20 protein-coding genes are annotated in these 22,333 nt (G+C 49.1%); 14 read left to right on the forward strand and 6 right to left on the reverse strand.

The genetic code is table 11. The annotated features are described in order from the left end of the window. Positions 1 to 7 precede the first annotated feature (7 nt). The gene (locus T360_RS0111335; protein WP_028912889.1) at positions 8 to 967 is read right to left on the reverse strand and encodes a PhoH family protein; all 960 of its coding nucleotides are present in this window, start codon (positions 965 to 967) and stop codon (positions 8 to 10) included. Positions 968 to 1,044: 77 nt separating this feature from the next. On the opposite strand from T360_RS0111335, the gene T360_RS0111340 reads away from it, so the two are divergent. Both T360_RS0111340 and T360_RS0111345 read left to right on the forward strand, forming a co-directional pair. Further along, positions 1,045 to 1,821, forward strand: coding sequence for a DUF5715 family protein (locus T360_RS0111340; RefSeq protein WP_028912890.1), 777 nt, complete (start codon positions 1,045 to 1,047; stop codon positions 1,819 to 1,821). A gap of 42 nt (positions 1,822 to 1,863) precedes the next feature. Continuing rightward, the gene (locus T360_RS0111345; RefSeq protein ID WP_028912891.1) at positions 1,864 to 2,739 is read left to right on the forward strand and encodes a neutral zinc metallopeptidase; all 876 of its coding nucleotides are present in this window, start codon (positions 1,864 to 1,866) and stop codon (positions 2,737 to 2,739) included. Here T360_RS0111345 and rlmH read toward each other — a convergent pair whose 3' ends face one another. Then, on the reverse strand, positions 2,740 to 3,210 hold the full coding sequence (gene rlmH / locus T360_RS0111350; protein WP_028912892.1) for a 23S rRNA (pseudouridine(1915)-N(3))-methyltransferase RlmH: 471 nt from the start codon (positions 3,208 to 3,210) through the stop codon (positions 2,740 to 2,742). It lies immediately after the preceding gene. Positions 3,211 to 3,253: 43 nt separating this feature from the next. Beyond that, entirely contained in the window at positions 3,254 to 4,483 is a 1,230-nt protein-coding gene (locus tag T360_RS0111355; protein WP_231488158.1) for a GH25 family lysozyme, read from the reverse strand. Between the two features lie 545 nt (positions 4,484 to 5,028). On the opposite strand from T360_RS0111355, the gene T360_RS0111365 reads away from it, so the two are divergent. Genes T360_RS0111365 through T360_RS0111390 form a run of 6 tightly spaced genes read left to right on the forward strand, consistent with a single transcriptional unit; the run spans position 5,029 to position 11,818 of the window. Next, positions 5,029 to 6,534 carry a 2-isopropylmalate synthase gene (locus T360_RS0111365; RefSeq protein ID WP_028912894.1) on the forward strand — a complete coding sequence of 502 codons (1,506 nt, stop codon included), beginning with the start codon at positions 5,029 to 5,031 and terminating at the stop codon, positions 6,532 to 6,534. Positions 6,535 to 6,539: 5 nt separating this feature from the next. Continuing rightward, complete coding sequence (gene leuC / locus T360_RS0111370) at positions 6,540 to 7,928, forward strand: 3-isopropylmalate dehydratase large subunit (protein ID WP_028912895.1); 1,389 nt, start codon at positions 6,540 to 6,542, stop codon at positions 7,926 to 7,928. Continuing rightward, positions 7,925 to 8,521 carry a 3-isopropylmalate dehydratase small subunit gene (leuD, locus tag T360_RS0111375; protein WP_028912896.1) on the forward strand — a complete coding sequence of 199 codons (597 nt, stop codon included), beginning with the start codon at positions 7,925 to 7,927 and terminating at the stop codon, positions 8,519 to 8,521. Before leuC ends, leuD begins: the two co-directional genes overlap by 4 nt. After that, positions 8,500 to 10,074: an alpha-isopropylmalate synthase regulatory domain-containing protein gene (locus T360_RS0111380; protein WP_028912897.1), complete on the forward strand. Its 1,575-nt coding sequence runs from the start codon at positions 8,500 to 8,502 to the stop codon at positions 10,072 to 10,074. Before leuD ends, T360_RS0111380 begins: the two co-directional genes overlap by 22 nt. 21 nt (positions 10,075 to 10,095) lie before the next feature. Further along, the gene (gene leuB / locus T360_RS0111385) at positions 10,096 to 11,157 is read left to right on the forward strand and encodes a 3-isopropylmalate dehydrogenase (protein WP_028912898.1); all 1,062 of its coding nucleotides are present in this window, start codon (positions 10,096 to 10,098) and stop codon (positions 11,155 to 11,157) included. Beyond that, the gene (locus T360_RS0111390) at positions 11,150 to 11,818 is read left to right on the forward strand and encodes a tetratricopeptide repeat protein (RefSeq protein ID WP_028912899.1); all 669 of its coding nucleotides are present in this window, start codon (positions 11,150 to 11,152) and stop codon (positions 11,816 to 11,818) included. Before leuB ends, T360_RS0111390 begins: the two co-directional genes overlap by 8 nt. Before the next feature lie 37 nt (positions 11,819 to 11,855). Here the strand turns inward: T360_RS0111390 and T360_RS0111395 are convergent, their stop codons facing one another. The 3 genes from T360_RS0111395 to T360_RS0111405 all read right to left on the reverse strand — a co-directional run bounded on the left by T360_RS0111395 (position 11,856) and on the right by T360_RS0111405 (position 16,253). Then, entirely contained in the window at positions 11,856 to 13,442 is a 1,587-nt protein-coding gene (locus tag T360_RS0111395; RefSeq protein ID WP_028912900.1) for a mannitol dehydrogenase family protein, read from the reverse strand. A gap of 9 nt (positions 13,443 to 13,451) precedes the next feature. Further along, positions 13,452 to 14,705, reverse strand: a complete 1,254-nt coding sequence (gene uxuA, locus T360_RS0111400) for a mannonate dehydratase (RefSeq protein WP_028912901.1) — start codon at positions 14,703 to 14,705, stop codon at positions 13,452 to 13,454. A gap of 81 nt (positions 14,706 to 14,786) precedes the next feature. Further along, on the reverse strand, positions 14,787 to 16,253 hold the full coding sequence (locus tag T360_RS0111405) for a family 10 glycosylhydrolase (RefSeq protein WP_028912902.1): 1,467 nt from the start codon (positions 16,251 to 16,253) through the stop codon (positions 14,787 to 14,789). Positions 16,254 to 16,362: 109 nt separating this feature from the next. Here T360_RS0111405 and T360_RS0111410 point away from each other — a divergent pair, with 109 nt between their 5' ends. The 6 genes from T360_RS0111410 to T360_RS15270 all read left to right on the forward strand — a co-directional run bounded on the left by T360_RS0111410 (position 16,363) and on the right by T360_RS15270 (position 22,300). Next, entirely contained in the window at positions 16,363 to 17,823 is a 1,461-nt protein-coding gene (locus tag T360_RS0111410) for a carbon starvation protein A (RefSeq protein ID WP_028912903.1), read from the forward strand. Next, positions 17,823 to 18,326: an outer membrane beta-barrel protein gene (locus T360_RS0111415; protein ID WP_051523541.1), complete on the forward strand. Its 504-nt coding sequence runs from the start codon at positions 17,823 to 17,825 to the stop codon at positions 18,324 to 18,326. Before T360_RS0111410 ends, T360_RS0111415 begins: the two co-directional genes overlap by 1 nt. A gap of 80 nt (positions 18,327 to 18,406) precedes the next feature. Beyond that, positions 18,407 to 19,255: a carboxylating nicotinate-nucleotide diphosphorylase gene (gene nadC / locus T360_RS0111420; RefSeq protein WP_028912905.1), complete on the forward strand. Its 849-nt coding sequence runs from the start codon at positions 18,407 to 18,409 to the stop codon at positions 19,253 to 19,255. A gap of 21 nt (positions 19,256 to 19,276) precedes the next feature. Further along, positions 19,277 to 21,001 (forward strand): dipeptidase, encoded by a 1,725-nt coding sequence (locus T360_RS0111425; RefSeq protein WP_028912906.1) that lies wholly within the window; start codon positions 19,277 to 19,279, stop codon positions 20,999 to 21,001. Then, a complete protein-coding gene (locus tag T360_RS0111430) occupies positions 21,001 to 21,645 on the forward strand; it encodes an HAD family phosphatase (RefSeq protein WP_028912907.1) in 645 nt (214 codons plus the stop codon). Before T360_RS0111425 ends, T360_RS0111430 begins: the two co-directional genes overlap by 1 nt. Positions 21,646 to 21,763: 118 nt before the next feature. After that, a complete protein-coding gene (locus tag T360_RS15270) occupies positions 21,764 to 22,300 on the forward strand; it encodes a hypothetical protein (protein WP_051523542.1) in 537 nt (178 codons plus the stop codon). Positions 22,301 to 22,333: the final 33 nt, after the last annotated feature.

Here is a 22,333-nt window from a genome sequence, read left to right on the forward strand (position 1 = left end):
TAATTGACTATTTTACTATTTCGCCTTTCATTTCTTTGTCGAACTCCTCGTAGGCATTTACGATGCGTGTTACGAGCTTGTGGCGCACGATGTCGCCTCGATCCAGATTTACAATGCCTATTCCTTCTACATTATTTAATATATGTAGTGCTTCTATCAAGCCACTCTTTTGTGAGTGTGGCAGGTCTATCTGCGTCATATCACCAGTGATGATCATTTTGGTGTTCCAGCCCATACGTGTCAGGAACATGCGTATCTGTGCAGGAGTAGTGTTCTGTGCTTCGTCTAGAATAACTACGGCGTCAGAGAGTGTACGACCGCGCATAAAAGCCAGAGGTGCTATCTGTATGATATGCTTTTCCATCATATCCTGCAGTTTTACTTGTGGTAGCATGTCTTCCAGAGCATCGTAGAGTGGTTGCAGATATGGATCAATCTTTTCTTTCATGTCGCCAGGGAGGAAGCCTAGTTTTTCTCCTGCTTCAACCGCAGGGCGTGAAAGTATGATTTTCTTGGCAGTTTTGTCTTTGAGTGCTTTGACGGCTAGGGCGATAGAGAGATATGTTTTACCTGTTCCAGCGGGGCCTACGGCAAATACCATGTCATTGTTGTTGTAGGCTTCAATAAGTCGCTGTTGGTTAGGTGTGCGAGCTTTGATGGGGCGCCCCGACATGGAATAAACCACTACGCCGTCTGGTACGTCATCGCGCGTGCGCTTACCTTTTATAATATCCAGGATATCTTCGTCGCCTAGTGAATTGAATCTGAGCACATGTGATCTTAGCTTTTCTACGCTTTCTTCGAAAGCTGCCATTTGCTCTTCGTCGCCTAATACGCGCACAACATTGTCACGAGCCATGATGCGCAGTTTAGGATAAAGCGAGCGAATCATCTGTAAGTGCCCGTTGCCAACCCCATAGAATATCACGGGGTCAATGTCTTCTAATACGATATGTTTCTCTATCAAAAGCTGAGTTTTTTAAAATTTGGGCACAAAGTTACAAAAATAATTTGTATCTTTGCAACGCAAATGAGAAAAAATAGATGAAACTTACAAAAAAAAGATATTTATTAGGTTTTACAGTGGTTGTAGTGCTGCTTGCAGCAGTGCGCGCAGCCTTTCCAGGGGTGGCTGGTTATAGCGGGGCTAGTAGCTCTAGTGAGGCTGGTAGTTCTAGTGAGGCTAGTATTTCTAGTGAGGCTAGGGATACTAGTTATGCTAGTCCTGGGCGAATCGCCCGGGGGGATAAGCCCCACCGCATCTATTCGGTGCCTAGTTTTAAGGCCTGCTTCCCTGATACTCAGGCAGTGCAGCTGCAGGCTGCTATGAAGTGGGGCGTGAAACGTGTGCAGAATCGTGAGGATGCTGAGAAGCGTAAGAGCGAATTGGTGTATGTGGGTTCTAATCCTTACTACCACGTGGATAAGCTTTATTCCAGTATCCCTTATCTGGTGCCTCGTGCAGCAGTGCTGTTGCAAGACGTCGGACAGGCTTTCTTTGATAGTTTGTATGTCAAGGGCATCCCTCTTCATCGCCCCATTGTAACCAGTGTGCTGCGTTCGCAGGCTGATGTGGCCAAACTGCGCAGGCATAATGGCAATGCTACCGAGAACTCATGTCACCTCTATGGTACAACCTTCGATATCTGCTATAATCGTTATGAGACAGTTGAGGACCCTGATGGTCCTGCTCGACGAGCTGTCAGAAATGATAGTCTGAAATATGTGCTCTGCGAGGTGTTGCGCGATATGCGCGAACAAGGTCGCTGTTACATCAAATACGAGGTGAAGCAGGGGTGTTTTCACATGACGGTGAGGTGAACATTGTAGATTGAACATTGAAGATTATAAAACCTAAAGGCTATGAGATTAGACGGAAGAAGAGAAAGCTCGCATGTTGAGGATCGTCGCGGTATGAGCGGTGGTGCTAAGGCTGGTATCGGTGGTATTGGCGGTATTATTCTGATTGCTTTGTTCACTTTCCTGCAGGGTGGTGACATGGGCGATGTGGTACAGAATGTGGTGCAGCAAACGATGCAGGCGCCTACAGAGACAGTAGGTGAGGAGAATTTTACTGCTGAAGAGCAGGAGTTAGCCTCCGACTGTAAGAAGATTCTGGCTAGTACAGAAGAGGTGTGGTCCAAGATTTTCCAGGAGAATGGCTGGGGCGAGTATCAGTATCCTACCTTGGTGCTCTTCTCGAATCAGGTGCATTCTGCCTGTGGTTCGGCCACAGCAGCTGTTGGTCCGTTCTACTGTTCGGGCGATCAGAAGTTGTATGTCGATCTCTCGTTCTTTACCCAGATGAAGCGCCAGTTGGGTGTTCAGGGTAATACCTTTGCCTATGCTTATGTGATAGCGCACGAGATAGGTCATCATATAGAATATCTTACAGGAACGCTTGGCAAGGCCCACTCAGCTATGAATCAGACTGATAAGGTCTCAGCCAATCAGATCAGTGTGCGATTAGAGTTGCTGGCCGATTATTATGCAGGTGTCTGGGCCCATTATGAGGATGCCATGAATCACTCTATGGAGTATGGCGACTTAGAGAAGGGCTTGGAACTGGCTAAGGCTATTGGCGACGACTGGTTGCAGAAGAAGGCTCAGGGGCGTGCCACCCCCGAATCGTTTACCCATGGCACCAGCGACCAGCGTAAGCGCTGGCTGAAGCGTGGTTTTGATACAGGCGATATGCGCACCACCACCTTCAGCATCCAGAACTACAATGATTTGTAATCACTCATGATGATAAGGCTCGCCTTTGATGATGGTGCAAGCGCGATAAATCTGCTCTGTAAACACCAATCTTATCATCTGATGCGAGAATGTCATCTTTGAGAGTGATAGTTGCTCGTTAGCTCGGGCATACACCTCGGGAGAGAATCCGTACGGTCCGCCAACTACGAATACCAGTCGGCGGGCTGTATTTCGTTTCTGCTCCAGCCATTTGGCAAACTCTATACTGCGATACTCCTTTCCATGCTCATCCAGCAGTACTACGGTGTCGCTGTTCTGTATCTGCTTCAGTATCAGCTCGCCTTCGGCTGTCTTCTGCTGTTCCTCCGAGAGACTCTTTGTGTTTTTGAGCTCTGGGATGGTGATGAGTTCGAAAGGCATGTAGTGGCTGATACGATCCACGTAATCGTTGATGCCTGCCTGGAAATGCTTGTCGTTGGTCTTGCCAACTAATATGAGGATTGTTTTCATAATCGAGTGTTGAGTGTTGAATGATGAGTGTTGAATATTGTGATTATTTGATGCTCTTGTTGGCTACGAAGTTGTTGAACTGGCTCTTGTAGCCATTAAACACGTTGATGTCCACATCGCCGTGTATGCCTTTTACACGGCCGTCAGATGTGAGTTGCCAGAATGCCAGGCGCACATCTGGCTTATATTCGCCATAGCGTGCTATCCACACATCGTAATTCTGCTTGATGTCTGGCGCCATTGCAAAATACTTGTTGATGAACCCTTGATTGATATACAAGATGGGCGATACGCCACAATGTTTCTTCACCAATCTGAGCCACACACGTATCTGTTGGAACATCTTTTCGGGTCCTCCGGCAGCTTTTATCTGTGCATCGCTGGGTTCTACATCCAGCACAGGTGGCAGATCGCCCTTCTGGAACTTTGTGTTCTTGATGAAGAAATGCGCCTGTGCAGCTCCTGTAGTCTTGAGTGAGAAGAAGTGGTAGGCTCCGATAGGAATCCCATGCTTGCGTGCCTGTGTATAATCCGACAGATAATACTGGTTGCGTATGCTGGTGCTCTCTGTACTCTTGATGAAGATAAACGACACCGGGTAGTTGGCAGTGCCATGCACGTTCTTATGCGTTTTTCGCCCTAAGTAGTTGATGCAGAGTTGCTGCCAGTTGATAGCTTTCTTATGCCGCCCTTTACCATGCTGATAGCGTGCGATGTCGATGCCATAGATACGTTCCGAGGTGTATTTCATGCGTTCGCCCCAGAAGCGGTTGTTCTTCCATTCGCCCACCTGCAGGCGTGGGTTATTGTCGCTAGGTGTCAGCAGTTGTATGCCAAATCCATCACGTTTGTTATCAGTCCAGTGTCCCTCGAAATAGCAGTCGTTTGTGATATAGGCGCCATGTCCATGAGCCATTGTCTCCTTGAAGTCGCCCTGATAAGTACCTGTCGAGTCGATGCGCAGTCCTGTTTTGATGCTGTCGTCTTCAAAAGTAGCCACGATCGTAGCGCCAAGTGAGTCCAGGGTAAGGGTAGTGCCTTCATGTGTGCGATGCCGCCATGTGCCGATGTTCCATACGGATAGTTTTTTGGCAGGTGCAATCTCCAGTCGTTTGCCATTTGCAAAAGCCGCTACCATCTCGTAGCCCTCGTCCATCACGTTATGGCGGTCGAAATAGTAATTAAATTCGTCGCTTACGTCAGGCAGTGTGTCATCCGGCAGCGTGTCTTTCGCCACCAGTATATCTTTCTGCAGGTTTGCTTTCAGTTGCATGCCTTGGTGTGCAGGTTGCCTTAGAAAATAGGTAGATGCCGTCAGCAGAACAAAGGGAAATATAATAGATATTAATACCTTTTTCATTTATTTACATGATTACGGGTGCAAAGTTACAAATAATATTCTTATCTTTGCAAGCAAAATAACGATAAATTATATAATTATGATGAATGTCGTGATAAAACTGTATGGCTGAAATCCATCAAAATCCTAATAAATAATAAGGTAAAATGATGGAAAAATAATAAATTGATATATTTTTCGATAAAAAAGTTACAAATTGTTTGTTTATTCCGAAGAAAATGATTACTTTTGCACCCGAACTTAAAAAAGTAAGCAAGTATGAAGAGTATGAATCTACTTAATGGCCTAATTATTATTATTCGACTGCAGGGGGCAGGCGGAAGTGATTTAGGTGTGTACATAAGTTAGATGTCTTAATGCTGAATGTTATAACGAGCCTTTCTCACTTCCGAGTGTGAAAGGCTTTTTTCTTAGAATGCAAAAAGTAATTTTTAAATCGATAAATAGTTATTAGAGAAATGAGTGACAGATTGTTTATTTTCGACACAACGCTCCGCGATGGTGAACAGGTTCCCGGATGCCAGTTGAACACTGTAGAGAAGATTCAGGTGGCCAAGGCGCTTGAGCAGTTGGGTGTGGATGTGATTGAAGCAGGATTTCCTATTTCAAGTCCAGGCGACTTCAATAGTGTGATTGAGATTTCAAAAGCCGTTACCTGGCCTGTGATTTGTGCCCTCACACGTGCTGTTGAGCGTGATATTGATGTGGCTTTCGAGGCTTTGCAGTATGCCAAGCACAAGCGTATTCACACAGGTATTGGAACGAGCGATGAGCATATCCAGTTCAAGTTCAATTCCACCCGCGAGGAGATTCTGGAGCGCGCTGTTGCTGCTACCAAATACGCCAAGCGCTTTGTGGATGATGTAGAGTTCTACTGCGAGGATGCCGGTCGTACAGATAATGAGTATCTGGCTCAGGTGGTAGAGGCTGTCATCAAGGCTGGTGCCACAGTCGTAAACATCCCCGATACCACAGGCTACTGTCTGCCACAGGAGTATTTCGATAAGATCAAATACCTCAAGGAGCATGTAGATAATATCGATCGTGCCATCATCTCTACCCACTGTCACAACGATCTGGGCATGGCCACAGCCAACACCTTCAATGGTGTGATGGCAGGCGCCCGCCAGGTAGAGGTTACTATCAATGGTATTGGTGAGCGAGCTGGTAACACCTCGCTCGAGGAGATTGCCATGATTCTGAAGTGTCACAAAGGTCTGGGCATCGAGACCAATATCAATACCACCAAGATTTATCCCACCAGTCGTATGGTGTCAAGTCTGATGAACATGCCCGTACAGCCCAACAAGGCCATTGTGGGTCGTAATGCCTTTGCCCATTCCAGTGGCATTCATCAGGATGGTGTGCTGAAGAATGTGCACACCTATGAGATTATGGACCCCAAGGATGTGGGTATCGACGATAACTCAATCGTACTCACAGCCCGTTCTGGTCGTGCCGCCCTGAAGCATCGTTTGCATGTCAATGGCATCGATCTCAGCGAGGAGAAGCTTGATAAAGTCTATGAGAAGTTCCTGGTTCTGGCTGATCAGAAGAAGGAGGTTACAGATGCCGATGCACTGATGCTTGCTGGTGCAGATATGGCTGATACCCATGCAGTTAGACTTGATTTCCTACAAGTTACTACAGGTAAGGGTGTGAAGAGTGTGGCCAGTATCGGTCTTGATATTTCTGGTCAGAAGTTCGAGGCAGCAGCCTCAGGCAATGGTCCTGTTGATGCAGCCATCAAGGCCCTCAAGAAGATTATCATGAAGCAGATGACGCTGAAGGAGTTCACCATTCAGGCCATCTCCAAGGGTTCTGATGATGTTGGTAAGGTTCACATGCAGGTGGAGTACAACGGTAGTCTGTATTATGGTTTTGGAGCCAATACTGATATTGTCACAGCCAGCGTTGAGGCCTATATCGATTGTATAAACAAGTTTAAGGTTGAAGAAGAATAAGTAAGATGAATACACTGTTTGATAAGATTTGGGATAAGCATGTAGTGCAGCAGGTTGAGGATGGGCCCCAGCAGCTTTATATCGACCGTCTTTACTGTCATGAGGTTACGTCGCCTCAGGCTTTTGATGGCATGCGTGCTCGCGGACTGAAGTGTTTCCGTCCTCAGCAGATCTATTGCATGCCCGATCATAACACCCCCACCCACGATCAGGATAAGCCTATTGCCGACCCAGTGTCGAAGGCTCAGGTAGATGCCCTTGCCAAGAATGCGGCAGAGTTTGGTCTCACCCATTATGGCATGATGTCGAAGGATAATGGCATCATCCACGTGGTAGGACCGGAGAAAGGTCTCTCACTGCCAGGTATGACCATTGTCTGTGGCGATTCCCACACCTCTACGCATGGTGCTATGGGTGCTGTAGCTTTTGGTATCGGAACCAGTGAGGTAGAAATGGTGATGGCCTCTCAGTGCATTCTGCAGCAGAAGCCTAAGTCTATGCGTATCACCATCAATGGTGCACTGGGCAAGGGTGTCACGCCCAAGGATGTGGCGCTCTATCTCATGGCGCAGATCACCACCAGTGGCGCTACGGGTTATTTCATCGAGTATGCCGGTTCTACTGTCAAGGCAATGTCGATGGAAGGTCGCCTCACGCTCTGCAACCTGTCTATTGAGATGGGTGCACGTGGTGGTTTTATTGCCCCTGACGACACTACCTTTGCGTATCTGAAAGGTCGCCAGTATGCCCCTAAGGGCGAGGCCTGGGATAAGGCTGTGGCTTATTGGAAAACGCTTCAGAGTGGCGATGATGCTGTGTTTGATAAGGAGCTGACCTTTGATGCAGCAGATATCGAGCCCCGCGTCACCTATGGCACCAATCCTGGTATGGGCATCGGCATCACTGAGAACATCCCCTCTGTCCCTTCGCAAGGCGGTGAAGCTGGATTCGTGAAGGCGCTGAATTATATGGGGTTTGAGGCAGGACAGAAACTCCTTGGCACCAAGGTTGACTATGTGTTCCTGGGTGCTTGCACCAATGGTCGTATAGAGGATTTCCGTGCTTTTGCATCTATCGTTAAAGGTCGCCAGAAGGCAGCAGATGTCGTAGCATGGCTGGTGCCTGGTTCGTGGGCTGTTGATAAGCAGATACGCGAAGAAGGTCTCGACAAGGTGCTCGAGGCTGCTGGTTTTGAGATTCGTCAGCCAGGCTGTTCAGCCTGCTTGGCCATGAATGATGATAAGGTGCCTGCAGGTAAGTTGGCGGTATCAACATCCAACCGCAATTTTGAAGGTCGTCAAGGTCCTGGTGCTCGCACCGTCCTGGCGTCGCCTCTCACTGCAGCTGCAGCTGCCATAACAGGAGTAATAACCGATCCAAGAGAACTATTATGAAACAGAAATTCAATGTGATAACAAGCACCTGCGTACCCCTTCCGATGGAGAATGTGGATACCGACCAGATAATACCAGCCCGCTTTTTGAAGGCTACCACGCGTGAGGAGAAATTCTTTGGTGACAACCTGTTTCGCGATTGGCGCTATCATGCTGATGGCGCGCTCAATAAGGATTTCGTGCTCAATAATCCCGCCTATTCTGGTTGCATCCTGGTAGCAGGCAAGAACTTTGGTTCGGGCAGTAGTCGCGAGCATGCCGCCTGGGCCATCGCAGGCTATGGTTTCCGTGTGGTCATCAGCTCCTTCTTTGCTGATATCCATAAGAACAACGAGCTCAATAATTTTGTGCTCCCTGTAGTGGTGAGCGAGTCATTCCTTGCAGAGCTCTTTGCCAGCATTGAGGCAGATGCCAAGACGCAGGTAGAAGTAGATCTGCCCCAGCAGACTGTCACCAATAAGGCCACAGGTCGCCAGGAGCATTTCGATATCAATGCCTATAAGAAGCACTGTCTGATGAACGGTCTTGATGACATAGATTTCTTGGTAGAAAACCAAAATAAAACCGAGTTATGGGAACAAGCGAACAAGTAAACAAGTACAAGCGCATCCAGCCTTTTGTGGAGATCATGGACTCTACGCTGCGTGATGGCGAACAGACCAGCGGCGTTAGTTTCCTGCCTCACGAAAAGCTCATGATAGCCCGTATGCTGCTCAGCGATCTGAATGTTGATCGCATCGAGGTTGCCTCCGCCCGTGTGTCTGAGGGCGAGCTTGAGGCTGTGAGCATGATATGCCGCTATGCCGCCCGTATCGATAAGCTCGAGAGGGTAGAGGTGCTGGGCTTTATCGATGGTGGTAAGAGTATCGACTGGGCTGTGGCATGCGGTTGTAAAACCATCAATCTGCTGGCCAAAGGTTCCTTGAAGCACTGCACCCAACAGTTGCAGAAGTCGCCCGAGGCCCATATTGCAGATATCTGTCGCGAGGTGAGATACGCTCACGACAAGGGTGTCACCGTCAATCTCTATCTGGAGGATTGGAGTGGTGGTATGAAGGAGTCGCCACATTATGTCTATCAGCTGATGGATGCCCTTTGCGATATCGGTATTCGTCGCTTCATGCTGCCCGACACACTGGGTATCATGAATCCTCTGCAGTGTATTGAGTACTTCCGCAAGATGCTCAAGCGCTATCCTGATACCCATTTCGACTTCCATGCCCATAACGATTACGATCTGGCAGTATCCAACTCGTTGGCCGCTGTGCTCAGTGGTGCCAAGGGCCTGCATGTCACAGTCAATGGTCTTGGTGAGCGTTGTGGCAATGCCCCTTTGTCGAGTGTACAGGTGATTTTGAAGGACCAGTTTAATGCCCGCACCAATATCCGCGAAGATAAGTTGAACGATATCTCGCGTATGGTAGAGAGCTATAGTGGTATTGCCGTAGCCCCCAATCAGCCCATCATCGGCGATAATGTGTTTACCCAGGTGGCTGGTGTGCATGCTGATGGCGACAAGAAAGATAATCTGTATTGCAACGCCTTGGCACCAGAGCGCTTCGGTCGTAAGCGTGAGTATGCCTTAGGCAAGAATAGTGGCAAGGCCAACATCGCCAAGAACCTCGAGGAGTTGGGCTTGGAGCTCACCCCTGAGCAGACACGTCGCGTCACCCAGCGTATCACTGAGTTGGGAGATAAGAAAGAGATTGTCACACAAGAAGATCTGCCTTTCATTGTGAGCGATGTGCTGAAGCACGATGCTCCTGAGGATAGGGTTAAGTTGGTGAGCTATGTGGTATCTACTGCTTACGGTTTGAAGCCGGGCGCCAATATCAAGGTAGAGATTAATGGTCAGGCTTACGAGGCTTCGGCTACTGGCGACGGTCAGTACGATGCCTTTGTAAAGTCGCTCCGATATATCTATAAGAAGTATCTCGGACGTACGTTCCCCATTCTGCAGAACTATGCCGTTTCTATTCCGCCAGGTGGACGAACTGACGCATTGGTGCAAACCGTTATTACCTGGAATGATAATGGTAAGGTGCTGCGCACCCGTGGACTGGATGCCGACCAGACTGAAGCGGCCATCAAAGCTACTTTTAAGATGCTGAACATCATCGAAGACGAAAAGGAGAAAGAAATATAGTTGAAAAAACGAAATGGAATTATGAAATTAAATATTGCTGTATTAGAGGGCGATGGAATAGGCCCAGAGATTATGAAACAAGGTGTGGCTGTGATGGATGCGATTGCCGCAAAGTTTGGTCACGAGTTTGAATATACCCCCGCCATTTGTGGCGCTCATGCCATCGAGGAGGTAGGCGACCCATATCCTGATGCCACCCACGAGGTGTGCATGCAGGCCGATGCAGTGCTCTTTGCTGCTGTTGGTTCGCTGAAGTTTGATAACGACCCCACAGCCAAGGTGCGCCCAGAGACAGGTCTGCTGGCCATGCGCAAGAAGTTGGGCCTCTTTGCCAACGTGCGCCCTGTGGCCACCTTCGACTGCCTGTTGCATAAGTCGCCACTCAAGGAAGAACTCCTGAAGGGTGCCGACTTCGTAGTGATTCGTGAGCTTACTGGCGGTATGTATTTTGGTGCCAAGTATCAGGATAACGACAAGGCCTACGATACCAATATCTACACCCGTCCTGAGATTGAGCGTATCCTGAAGGTAGGCTTCGAGATGGCTATGACTCGCAAGAAACATCTTACTGTAGTGGATAAGGCTAATGTACTGGCTTCAAGTCGCTTATGGCGCCAGGTTGCCAAGGAGATGGAGCCCCAGTATCCTGAGGTAACCACCGATTATTTGTTTATCGACAATGCCTCGATGCGTGTGCTTACAGAGCCTCGTTTCTTTGATGTGATTGTCACTGAGAACACCTTTGGTGATATCCTCACCGATGAGACCAGCTGTATCACCGGTTCAATGGGCTTGCAGCCATCCTCTTCGCTGGGCGAGCACACCCCACTGTTCGAGCCTGTTCATGGCTCATGGCCTCAGGCAGCCGGTCAGAACCTGGCCAACCCTATCGCTCAGATACTCTCAGCAGCCATGCTGCTTGAGCATTTTGGTCTTAATAAGGAGGGGGCATTGATTCGTGAGGCTGTTACTGCTTCGCTCGATGCCAATGTGCGCACACCTGAGATTCAGGTAGAAGGCGGCAAGAAATATGGCACGCGTGAGGTAGGAGAGTGGATAGTAAATTATATTAAGAATGCGTAAAGTTGTAATGATAGCTGCTATGTTTGTGGCGCTGGGTGCAGCTGCCCAGACGTCCAAACAATGGCGCGATTCGGTATCGGTGCTGATAGAGCAGATTAATCTGCACCCCGAAAAACTGGAACTGCGATTAAAAAAGGCTGAGGCTAATATCAATCTGCAACAGTATGAGTATGCCCGCGATGAATATACAGCAGTTCTAAAAAAGGACGAGCGTAATCTGGCAGCTCTTTACTTCCGTGCTTTCTGTCAGACTCAGCTACGACAGTACAGTTTTGCGCGTGCCGATTACGAGGCTTTCTTAGCTATCCAACCCGAACACTTAGAGGCGCGTTTGGGACTGGCGCACGTGCTGCAGCTGTTAGGTAGAAAGACTGATGCTGCTGATGAGCTGAACCGCGCTGTACAGATGTTCCCTGATAGCACAGATGCCTATGCAGCCCGAGCTGCCTTTGAAACGCAGCTCCAGCAATACGATGCTGCCTTGTATGATTGGGATGAGGCTTTGCGCCTGTCTCCTAAGAACGCAGAACTGACGGTGTCTAAGGTCGATGTGCTGTTGCGCTTAGGACGAAAGAAAGACGCTCGTGAGGCGCTTGACAAAGCTGTGAAGCAAGGTGTCAACCGAGCTGTCTTGCGAGAATGGTATGCTAAGTGTAAATAACAATAAAGCCCACCAAAAACGGTGGGCTTTATTGTTGTTATCTTGCAGATACGTATTTGTGCAATGTCTTGCGAACGGCACCAGGTCCTGCGTAGAGTTCCTTCACCATTCCCTCAATCTGTTCGCCAAGACCAGCTTCATACAGGTCGAGACCAAACACATCCTTGCGGCTGTACAGCTTCTTCAGTGGGCTCCAGTCCTGATCAGCCTTGCCAATCTCCAGAGGCGCTACGATAGCCTGCAGCTCTGCCAGCATGGGGTCGGGTGATGGCTCAAAGGCAGTACCATCGTCCTTCACGCCCTTCAGATAGCGGGCATAGCCAGCCAGTGTCAGAGGAATCAGGATGAGGTTGCTCTTGTCCAGTCCACGAGCGATATACTTCTTCAGTGTCTCACCAAAGCGGATAGGCAGCTTCTGACTGGTGTCACAAGCGATACGCTGAGGCGCATCTGGCATGAATGGGTTAGGCAGACGGCGGTTGATCACAGCACCGATAAACTCATATGGGTTCAGCACACCTGGGTCAACCACTACAGGCATCGCCTCCATATAACCAATCTTCTGGATGAATGCACGCAGATCCTCATCAGCCATCTCAGCCGAGATGAGTGTGTAGTCAAGCATGCAACCATAGATACTCATGGCTGTGTGGAGTGGGTTCAAGCAGGTAGTCACCTTCATCGTCTCCACTTTATCCACTGTCTCGCGTGTGGTATAGAGTGCACCACCCAGATCCAATGGTGGACGTCCGTTGGTATAGTTGTCTTCGATTACCAGATACTGCACCTCTTCAGCGTTAACGAAAGGCGCAGTAAAGGTGTGCTTCTCAGTCTCGATATAGTTGTTGTCGTCGAAACCATCAGCAGCCAACAGCTCCTTCACCTTCTCGTGTGGGCGAGGTGTGATCTTATCAATCATCGACCATGGGAAGGTCACCTTCTTCTCATCCTTCAGGTAATCCAGGAAAGCAGCAGGCACCAGTCCGTCGTTCACCCAGCGCTCAGCATAGGCCATCACGCCAGCCTTCACCTTGTCGCCATTGTGCGAGCAGTTATCCATGCTCTGTACTGTCAGAGGCAATTGTCCTGCGTTGAATCGCTCCAGCAGCAGTGCGCAAACCTTACCCATGGCGAATACAGGTTTCAGTCCGCGAGCCAGGTCGGCCTCGTTATAAGTATAACCCTTCTCTGTGATGGTGAATGAAATCATCTGCAGTGATGGGTTTTTGAAGATCTCCACCAATCGGTTCCAATCCTCAAACTGAGGGTCGGCCTTCAGTGCTTCAGTCACGCTGGCTATCACCTTCTTCTCGATAGAACCATCCGAGCAGAGGTTCACGCAGAGTGAGAGGTTGTTGTAGGGTGCATAAGCCTTGTCGATCACTTCGAAGTCGAAGGTCTCAGCCACAATCACACCACGGTCATATTTACCAGTGTTCAGTGCGTCGTTCAGTATGGCAGCTGGGAAAGCACGGAAGATGTTTCCACCGCCAAAGTGCACCCATGTAGGCTCTTTGGCAGTCTTTTCGCGCAGTGCCTTGATATCAAACTTAGGAAGCTCATAGCCTTTTGCTTCCCATGCAGCGGCATCATAGTTACCGCTAAAAATATCATTCAGTTTCATAATTATTATTTAATCAAAGAATCCAGGTTGTTTGTATTCGATACCCAGCTCACGGTCCACAGTGGCGAGGATGCCCTGTACCTGTCCCATGGCAAACATACGGCCGAGTAGGGTATAGCCGGCGTTATGTCCATGACTGCTCTCGTCCATGATACCACCAGGCTCATCTGTGAAGGTCATACCATGATCCACACGCATAGGCAGTGCAGGATTTTCCTTCTCGAAGATGCGGCACAGCTCAATCAAGTCGGCACGTCCACCCAGATGACTGGCCTCAGTGAAGTCGCCATTAGGGAAGATATGGCATGAGCGCAGGTGCACGAAGTGAGTGCGCGAAGCGAATTTCTTAGCCAGGTCAACCACATTGTTGTAGGCGCCAGCAGAGAGTGAACCAGCGCAGAATGTCAGTCCGTTATGCTTGTTGGGCACAGCATCCAGGAACCACTGGATATCCTCCTCAGTACGTACGATACGTGGCAATCCGAGAATCTCGATAGGGGGATCATCGGGGTGTACACACATGTTCATGTTGCACTCCTCGCATACAGGCATGATAGCCTCGAGGAAGTACTTCATGTTGGCACGCAGTTTAGCCTTGTCGATACCTTTATACAAGTCGAGGAACTCGCGGAACTTCTGTACAGGCGCCTCGTCGTTCTCGCTGAAGTTGCCAGATACGAAGCCCTGTGTCTTGATCACGATATTCTCTACCAGCTTGTGGTCCTTCTCAGGTGTCATGGTCTTAGCCAGCTCGTCGCATTCAGCAATCACGCTGCGACCTTCGCCCCATCCCTCGGGGAACTGGAACTTCTCCCATTCCTCGCGCGCACCTGGACGCTTCAGGATATAGATGTCGAAGTAAGCAAATTCGGCGTAGTTGAAATAGAGGTTAGTGGCTCCATTGGGGTTGTTGTGAAACAAGTCAGTGCGCGCCCAGTCGAGCACGGGCATAAAGTTGTAGCAGATACAGTGGATACCTTCGGCAGCCAGGTTGCGCAGACTCTCTTTATAGACCTCAATCTGGTGGTCGCGGTCAGGACCTCCGTATTTGATTGTCTCCACCACAGGCAGACTCTCTACCACGCTCCATCTCATGCCGTAGCTTTCGATGTACTCGCGCAGGTCGCGAATCTTCTCGCGGGTCCATACTTCACCCAGAGGCACATCGTGCAGGGCAGTAACGATGCCCTCTACACCAATCTGTCTCAGTTGTGCAAGAGTAATCTTATCCTTCTTGCCAAACCATCTCCATGTTTTTTCCATACTTAGTAATAATTTGTCTTGTTGTTATTTTGAATGGTGCAAAATTACTCAATAATTAGCAAAGTAGCTTGTTGTTTTGGCTCATTTTTTTGCAGATTTGTGCTTTTTTAGCTTATTGCCGATGATTAGTTGGCGCAAATCGAAGGGATAGCACCCTTCGCCAGCTGTTGATGCAGGCATCATCGCCGCTTCGCTTTCTATGCCATAGCGATTCATGGCAGTCACTGCATAGTAGAGTGCGCGCCCCTTGTGAGGCACTGTCAATGTCAGTTCGCGTTGGCGCACCGAAATCAGGTTTTCGGGGTTGTTCACATCCACAGGCAGCGTCTCTGATGCATACACATTATATAAGAGGTAGTCGGCCCCAGAGTTATCTTTTGCCTGCTGCCACGAGATGATGTCGGCACCCAAGCCACGTTTCACCTGCAAGTGGCCCACAGCAGTAGGCGCCTGTTTGCCCGTCCACGTCATAGGTGGTATCAGTGCAGGCACCCTGTTGAAGTCGCGTGTATAGTCGTAGATACCCTTGGTATTGTCGGTAAAGAACTTACTGCGGAAGAAGGTATGCCCCATGCCCATATCGCGCAGCACGCTCATTTCGCGTGTTATCACGTCCAAGTTCCAATTCTTTTCGCGTGGGTGCATCATATACACAGCCAGTCCAGGCACCACCATGCGCCCATAGCTATGCTCCTGCCAGTCCACCGCAAAAGGATAGAAGTTGTTTCCCTGGAAATACATCATGGGGAAGAGTGCATCCATCAGTCCATCGCGCAGCCATCCCTGCGCATCCTGGCACACCGTTGTATTGGCATTCCAGCCCGAACTTTTATAGCGTGTCAGGTCGTCGTATTTTCCTATAGGCGAGCAAGATAGCTTAATCCATGGTTTTAAACCTTTAACTGCTCGGTTAATCTTTCGAACGATGTCAGTGATATACTGTCGGCCCTGCTGTCGGCTCACCTTCAGCTTCCATGTTTCGGGGTATCTGATATAGTCCAGATGGATACCATCCACATCATATTTGCTCGTCACCTCGGCGCAGAATTTAGCCAGATAGTCGCCCGTCTGAGGCATCTCCGGGTTCATATAGCCATCCTCACCAATCTTGCGTATCAGCGAAGGATATTTCTGTCTCAGTTGTTTGCAGCCAGTGCCATTCCATTTTCCTACGGGGATTGTCACAATCCAGGCGTGACACTCCATCCCACGCTTGTGGCATTCGTTGATGCAGAACTGTAGCGGGTCGTAGCTCGCCGCTCTGCCAGGATGCCCTGTGATGCATCCATCCCACGGTTCGGTGGTAGTAGGGAAGATGGTAGTAGCCCTCACGCGCGTCTGTATCATCACCGTGTTGATGCCCGCCTGTTGCAGTTGGTCTAAGATACCGATCAGTTCACGCTGCTGAGGAGCTGCCGCGTAAGAATGAGGCCAGTCGATGCCTCCGATGGTAGTGAGCCATACAGCTCTGACTTCGTGTTTCGGTGTACTTGCTTTAGTGCTTAGCACAAGTGCTAAAAGCACGAAAATGTGTATTATTGTCTTCAAAATGATGCTTTTTTTACGATTTTTGCTGCAAAGTTACTTTATTTTTTCCATTTCTCAAATAAAAACACTACTTTTGCACAAAAATAATTCTAAAATTAGCTAAAGAAAGATGATTTCATTTGTATTGAGTCTCATTGCTCTTGTGTTAGGCTACCTCTTCTATGGTCGCCTGGTAGAGCGTGTGTTCGGTCCTGACGACCGTGTGACTCCAGCTGTTGCCAAAGCTGATGGCCTAGACTACATCGTACTTCCTTCATGGAAAATCTTCATGATTCAGTTCCTGAATATTGCTGGTACTGGTCCTATTTTTGGTGCTATCATGGGTGCCAAGTTTGGTCCTGTAGCTTATTTGTGGATTGTTTTAGGTTGTATATTTGCAGGTGCCACCCACGATTATCTGTCGGGTATGTTGTCGATGCGTCACGATGGTGCCAGTCTGCCTGAGCTGATTGGTAAGTATCTGGGCAAGACTACCAAGGGTATTATGCTGATATTTACCGTACTGCTGCTTATCATGGTAGGAACGGTGTTTGTATATAGTCCGGCTGAGATTCTGCACACCATGGGTGGCGATACCATGATGTGGGTAGGTATTATCTTCTGCTACTACGTGATTGCTACCATGTTGCCTATCGATAAGATTATCGGTAAGATATATCCCCTGTTTGCCTTCTCGCTGCTGTTTATGGCAGGTGCGCTGATGGTATGGCTATTCATCCACTGGCCCACAGTGCCCGAAGTTTGGAACACCTTCTACAACCTTGGTGCCGCCACCCATCCTGATACCTGGAAGGATAACATCTTCCCAGCTTTGTTTATCACCATTGCCTGTGGTGCTATCTCAGGTTTCCATGCCACTCAGAGTCCTCTCATGGCCCGTTGCGTCAAGAGCGAGAAAATGGGTCGCCCCATCTTCTACGGCGCCATGATTACCGAGGGTATCGTGGCACTTATTTGGGCCACCGTGTCAGCCTGGTTCTTCTATGGTAACCCCGCTCCAGGCTATACGCTGATTGAGCAGGCTACTGCTGGATTCCATACTTCGGCTCCTGCTGTAGTAAACTTGGTTTGTAACGAGTGGTTGGGTGTTGTTGGTGCTATCCTGGCTATGTTGGGAGTAGTTGCTGCACCTATCACATCGGGTGATACTGCTTTCCGTTCGGCCCGACTGATTGTTGCCGAGTGGTTAAAGATGAATCAGCGCCCCATCCCTAAGCGCTTGCTTATCTGTATCCCCTTGTTTGCCATCTCTATCGCCATGCTGGTTTGGCAGATTGAGAATCCCGATGGTTTCAATACCATCTGGCAGTATTTCGGTTGGAGTAATCAGGCACTCAGCGTGTTCACACTCTGGACTATCACCGTTTATCTGGTTCGCAACAACAAGTGTTTTTGGCTCACGTTGATTCCTGCCATGTTTATGACTACCGTTTGCTCAACCTACTTCTTTGTGTCGAAGCAGTTCCTGGGTCTGGGCAACGATGGCTATCCTTATGGCATGGTTTGTCTGGGTGTAGCTATCGTATGGTTTGTATTATGGTATCGAAAGAATAATAACTTAAAACAGTAATGATTATGAAAAAGTTGATGATGGCTGCTATCGGCCTGATGATGGCAATCGGTGCTCATGCACAGTATCTGAATGATTCAGAAAAAGTATTCTCACAGGATAAGTGGTACGTAGGTGCCTCACTCTCAGGTTTCGATTTGAACTATCACAAGGGTAGCGACTGGAAGATGGATGTCAATGCCAAGGCCGGTTATCTGATTGCTGACGACTGGATGATTGTGGGCCAGGCTGGCTATAAGGTTCAGGAGGGTACCTCCAGTGCAGTTGTGCTGGGTGCAGGTTTGCGCTACTATTTCGAGAGTTGTGGTGTGTATGCAGGTGCCACTGCCAAGTATGCCCACTTCGATCATATCAGCGACTTCCGTCCTGAGATCAGTGCTGGTTATGCTTATTTCCTCACCGGCAAGCTCACTATCGAGCCCGAGGCATATTTCGAGTATAGCACCAAGAGCTCTGACTACACAGGCTTTGGCGTCCGCATAGGATTCGGACTGTACTTTTGAAAAATGTAAAAATGTAAAAATTAGAAAATGTAATAATCAAATAAAGTAATAATTAGAAAATCAAATATTTATAGTATTTTATGTTAAGTGTTGATGAATTAGTTGACAGACTGATAGATCTGTCGTTTGCCGAGGATATTGGTGATGGCGATCACACCACCTTGTGCTGCATCCCCGAGGATGCAATGGGCAAGAGTCATCTGCTCATTAAGGAAGATGGTATCCTGGCAGGAGTAGAAATTGCAAAAGAGGTGTTCCACCGTTTCGACCCTACCATGCAGGTAGAGGTGTTGATGCAGGATGGCACCCGTGTTAAGAAAGGCGATATTGCCATGATTGTTTCAGGAAAAACCCGCTCGTTGCTTCAAACCGAGCGCCTCATGCTGAATATCATGCAGCGCATGAGTGGTATTGCCACGATGACCGACAAGTATGTGGAGCGCCTGAAGGGTACCAACACCCGTGTGCTCGACACCCGCAAGACCACCCCTGGCATGCGCATGCTTGAGAAGCAGGCCGTCAAGATTGGTGGTGGTTGCAACCATCGCATCGGTCTTTTCGACATGATCCTGCTTAAGGACAATCATGTTGACTTTGCTGGTGGTATCACCAATGCCATCGATCGTTGCCACAAGTATCTCGAGGAGAAGGGTTTGAACCTGAAGATTGAGATCGAGGTGCGCTCGTTTGATGAGTTGCAGCAGGTGCTCGATCATGGTGGTGTGGATCGTATCATGCTCGATAACTTCAGCGTGCCCGACACCAAGAAGGCCGTTGATATTATCAATCATCGTTACGAGACAGAGTCGAGTGGTGGCATCACCTTCGACACCATCCGTGATTATGCCGAGCAGGGAGTAGATTTCATCAGTGTGGGTGCGCTCACTCACTCTGTGAAGGGTCTCGACATGTCGTTCAAGGCTTGTTAATATAATATATATATAATGTATATGAAAAGAAAACTGATACTAGCAATTTCGCTGATGGCCGTGATGGGCGCATCGGCATGTACTAACTTTATTGTTGGCAAGAAAGCCAGCGCCGACGGTTCGGTGTTTGTCACCTATAATGCCGATTCGTATGGCGCATTCATGCCCCTCTATCACTATCCAGCCGCCAAGCACCAGCCAGGTGAGATGCGCAAGGTGTATGAGTGGGATACCAACAAATATCTCGGTGAGATTGCCGAGGCTGCCGAGACCTATAATGTGATTGGTAACTCTAACGAGTGGCAGGTAACTATTGGTGAGACAACCTTTGGTGGTCGTCATGAGATGGCCGACTCAACAGGTGTCATCGACTACGGTTCACTCATCTACATTGCCCTGCAGCGTTCTAAGACCGCTCGTGAGGCCCTGCAGATTATGACCTCGCTCGTTGAGCAGTACGGCTACTATTCTGAGGGTGAGACCTTCTCAGTAGCTGATAAGGACGAGGCTTGGATGCTCGAGATGATGGGTTGCGGTGCTGACCGCACCAAGTCGAAGGAGCGCACTGTCTGGGTAGCTGTTCGCATCCCCGACAATGCTGTAGCCGCCCACGCCAACCAGAGCCGCATCACCAAGTTCCTTGATGGTCGTTATGTCAAGGTTCAGATGAAGGACCTCTTTGGTAAGAAGTACGCTGTCAACGGCAAGAAGCCTGTGCCCAACCTCATGCTCTGCTCAGCCAATGTAGTGAGCTACGCCCGTGCCAACGGTTGGTTTGATGGCAAGGATGCCGATTTCAGCTACAATGCCGCCTATGCAGCCCCCGACTTCTCTGGTCGTCGTTACTGCGAGGCCCGCGTGTGGAGCTTCTTCAATCGCTTTGCCGACGACTTCTCTGAGTACGTGCCTTATGCAGCCGGTTTCGAGAAGGATGCCAAGGAGATGCCTCTCTGGATTATCCCTAACAAGAAGGTGACCATCCAGGATCTGCGCGATGCTATGCGCGACCACTACGAGAACACCCCATTCGCACTCGATCAGAACATCGGTGGTGGTATCTACGAGATGCCTTACCGTCCATCACCCCTTTCATTCAAGGTGGATGGTGTAGAGGTAACCAACGAGCGCCCCATCTCAACCCAGCAGACAGCCTGGAGCTTCATCTCACAGATGCGCTCAAGCATGCCTCGCGAGGTAGGAGCCTGCTTCTGGTTTGGTAACGACGATGGCAACATGGTAGCCTATACTCCTATGTATTCTTGCATGACCCGCCGCCCCAAGTGCTTCACTGAGGAAGGTGTGGATGATGTCACCTTCTCGATGGACAATGCCTTCTGGGTATGCAACTGGGTAAGCAACATGGTTTATCCCCGCTACTCGATGATGTTCCCATCACTCAAGGAAGTGCGCGATTCGCTCGATGCCTCTTACGACAAGCTGCAGCCCGAGGTAGAGGCTAAGGCCCTCGCTCTGCCTACAGCCCAGGAGCGCATCCAGTACCTCACCAACTACAGTTGCCAGAAGGGCGACGAGATGATAGCCCGTTGGCAGAAGCTCGCCTTCTTCCTGATTGTGAAGTACAATGATATGGCCATCAAGCCCACCGATGCCAATGGCACCTTCAAGCGTTCGCCTTATGGTGCAGGTGCCCGTGTGAAGCGTCCTGGCTATCCCGAGCAGTACAAGCGCGCCTTGCTCAAGCTCACAGGCGACAAGTATATCATGCCAAAAGAGGAGAAGAAGTAATGAAGCCATTCAAAGCCGCACTTTTCGACCTTGATGGCGTCGTATTCGACACTGAACCCCAGTACACTGTGTTCTGGGGTTCTCAGTGCCGTCTCTATCATCCCGAGCATCCAGGTTTGGAGCACGAGATCAAAGGTCAGACGCTCACACAGATTTATGACCAGTGGTTCAGCGGTCCGTTGCTCTCAGAGCAGCCCGTCATCACAGAACGTTTGAACGCCTACGAGGCCCAGATGCACTACGACTATATCCAGGGTTTCGAACAGATGATTGCCGATTTGCGCAGTCATGGTGTGAAGACAGCCGTTGTCACCAGCAGCAATCTGCCCAAGATGCAGGCCGTGTATCGTTATCAGCCCGATTTCAAGAAGTTGTTTGATGCCATTCTCACCAGCGAGGATTTCGAGCGCAGCAAGCCCGATCCCGACTGCTATCTCAAGGCAGCCGCCCGCTTGGGTGCCGGCACTGATGAGTGTATCGTTTTCGAGGATAGTTTCAATGGTCTGCGCTCAGGTCGTGCAGCCCAGATGGCGGTAGTGGGATTAGCTACCACCAATTCAGCAGAGTCTATCCGTGAGCTGTCAGACATCCAGATAGTCGATTACAGCACTATCACCTTCGACGCACTTTCCCCACTTCTTTAGGGAAATCCCCATTCTCATTTATAGTATTTCCGTTGCGAGGGTAGGCGATAATGTCTATCTTTGCAGCAGAAATATTAATTAAATGTCTAACAATTAAAGATAAAGAAAGGGTAAAGTTATGAAGAAGCTATACACAACACTGATGATGGCCATGATGGCAATGCTGACACTGTCGCTCACCTCATGCGAGACCGACGAGGAAATCGCTTACACGCTTGAAGGTACTTGGACAGGCGATATGTCAATAGAGGATTGGGATGGCTACAGCTATGTATCATCCGAGATCACCTTCCTGAAAGACCCCTATACCTATAGCGAAGGTTCAGGACTCTGGGTAGATTACTATAATGGTCGCGGTTATGTTCCCACCCATTTCAACTGGGTTGTAGAATATGGCACCATCTATATCCACTTTATCGAGGACAACTGTGATGTAGAGATTCGTCATTACACACTGAGCGACAATCATTTCAGTGGCAGGTTCTACGATGGCAATAGTCCTGACAGCAAGGAAGTTCGCTTCGACCTCTTCAATAGCTCACGTCGATACGAGAACTCTTACGACTGGGATAATTGGGGAAGCAGCCATTACTTCACACGCGCAGCAAGCACTGACAGCACTAGGACTGCACGCCCTCGCCACCGCATCAAGTAGTCTCTCTCTTATAAACAATAAAGCCACCCTCAA

The organism is Prevotella sp. MA2016 (genome assembly GCF_000619825.1).
Lineage (GTDB): Bacteria > Bacteroidota > Bacteroidia > Bacteroidales > Bacteroidaceae > Prevotella.

Coding starts and splice junctions, on each gene's coding strand:
- T360_RS0111340 (WP_028912890.1), top strand. CDS start 1,045: ATGAAACTTACAAAAAAAAGATATTTATTAGGTTTTACAGTGGTTGTA.
- T360_RS0111345 (WP_028912891.1), top strand. CDS start 1,864: ATGAGATTAGACGGAAGAAGAGAAAGCTCGCATGTTGAGGATCGTCGC.
- rlmH (WP_028912892.1), bottom strand. CDS start 3,210: ATGAAAACAATCCTCATATTAGTTGGCAAGACCAACGACAAGCATTTC.
- T360_RS0111355 (WP_231488158.1), bottom strand. CDS start 4,483: ATGCAACTGAAAGCAAACCTGCAGAAAGATATACTGGTGGCGAAAGAC.
- T360_RS0111365 (WP_028912894.1), top strand. CDS start 5,029: ATGAGTGACAGATTGTTTATTTTCGACACAACGCTCCGCGATGGTGAA.
- leuC (WP_028912895.1), top strand. CDS start 6,540: ATGAATACACTGTTTGATAAGATTTGGGATAAGCATGTAGTGCAGCAG.
- leuD (WP_028912896.1), top strand. CDS start 7,925: ATGAAACAGAAATTCAATGTGATAACAAGCACCTGCGTACCCCTTCCG.
- T360_RS0111380 (WP_028912897.1), top strand. CDS start 8,500: ATGGGAACAAGCGAACAAGTAAACAAGTACAAGCGCATCCAGCCTTTT.
- leuB (WP_028912898.1), top strand. CDS start 10,096: ATGAAATTAAATATTGCTGTATTAGAGGGCGATGGAATAGGCCCAGAG.
- T360_RS0111390 (WP_028912899.1), top strand. CDS start 11,150: ATGCGTAAAGTTGTAATGATAGCTGCTATGTTTGTGGCGCTGGGTGCA.
- T360_RS0111395 (WP_028912900.1), bottom strand. CDS start 13,442: ATGAAACTGAATGATATTTTTAGCGGTAACTATGATGCCGCTGCATGG.
- uxuA (WP_028912901.1), bottom strand. CDS start 14,705: ATGGAAAAAACATGGAGATGGTTTGGCAAGAAGGATAAGATTACTCTT.
- T360_RS0111410 (WP_028912903.1), top strand. CDS start 16,363: ATGATTTCATTTGTATTGAGTCTCATTGCTCTTGTGTTAGGCTACCTC.
- T360_RS0111415 (WP_051523541.1), top strand. CDS start 17,823: ATGATTATGAAAAAGTTGATGATGGCTGCTATCGGCCTGATGATGGCA.
- nadC (WP_028912905.1), top strand. CDS start 18,407: ATGTTAAGTGTTGATGAATTAGTTGACAGACTGATAGATCTGTCGTTT.
- T360_RS0111425 (WP_028912906.1), top strand. CDS start 19,277: ATGAAAAGAAAACTGATACTAGCAATTTCGCTGATGGCCGTGATGGGC.
- T360_RS0111430 (WP_028912907.1), top strand. CDS start 21,001: ATGAAGCCATTCAAAGCCGCACTTTTCGACCTTGATGGCGTCGTATTC.
- T360_RS15270 (WP_051523542.1), top strand. CDS start 21,764: ATGAAGAAGCTATACACAACACTGATGATGGCCATGATGGCAATGCTG.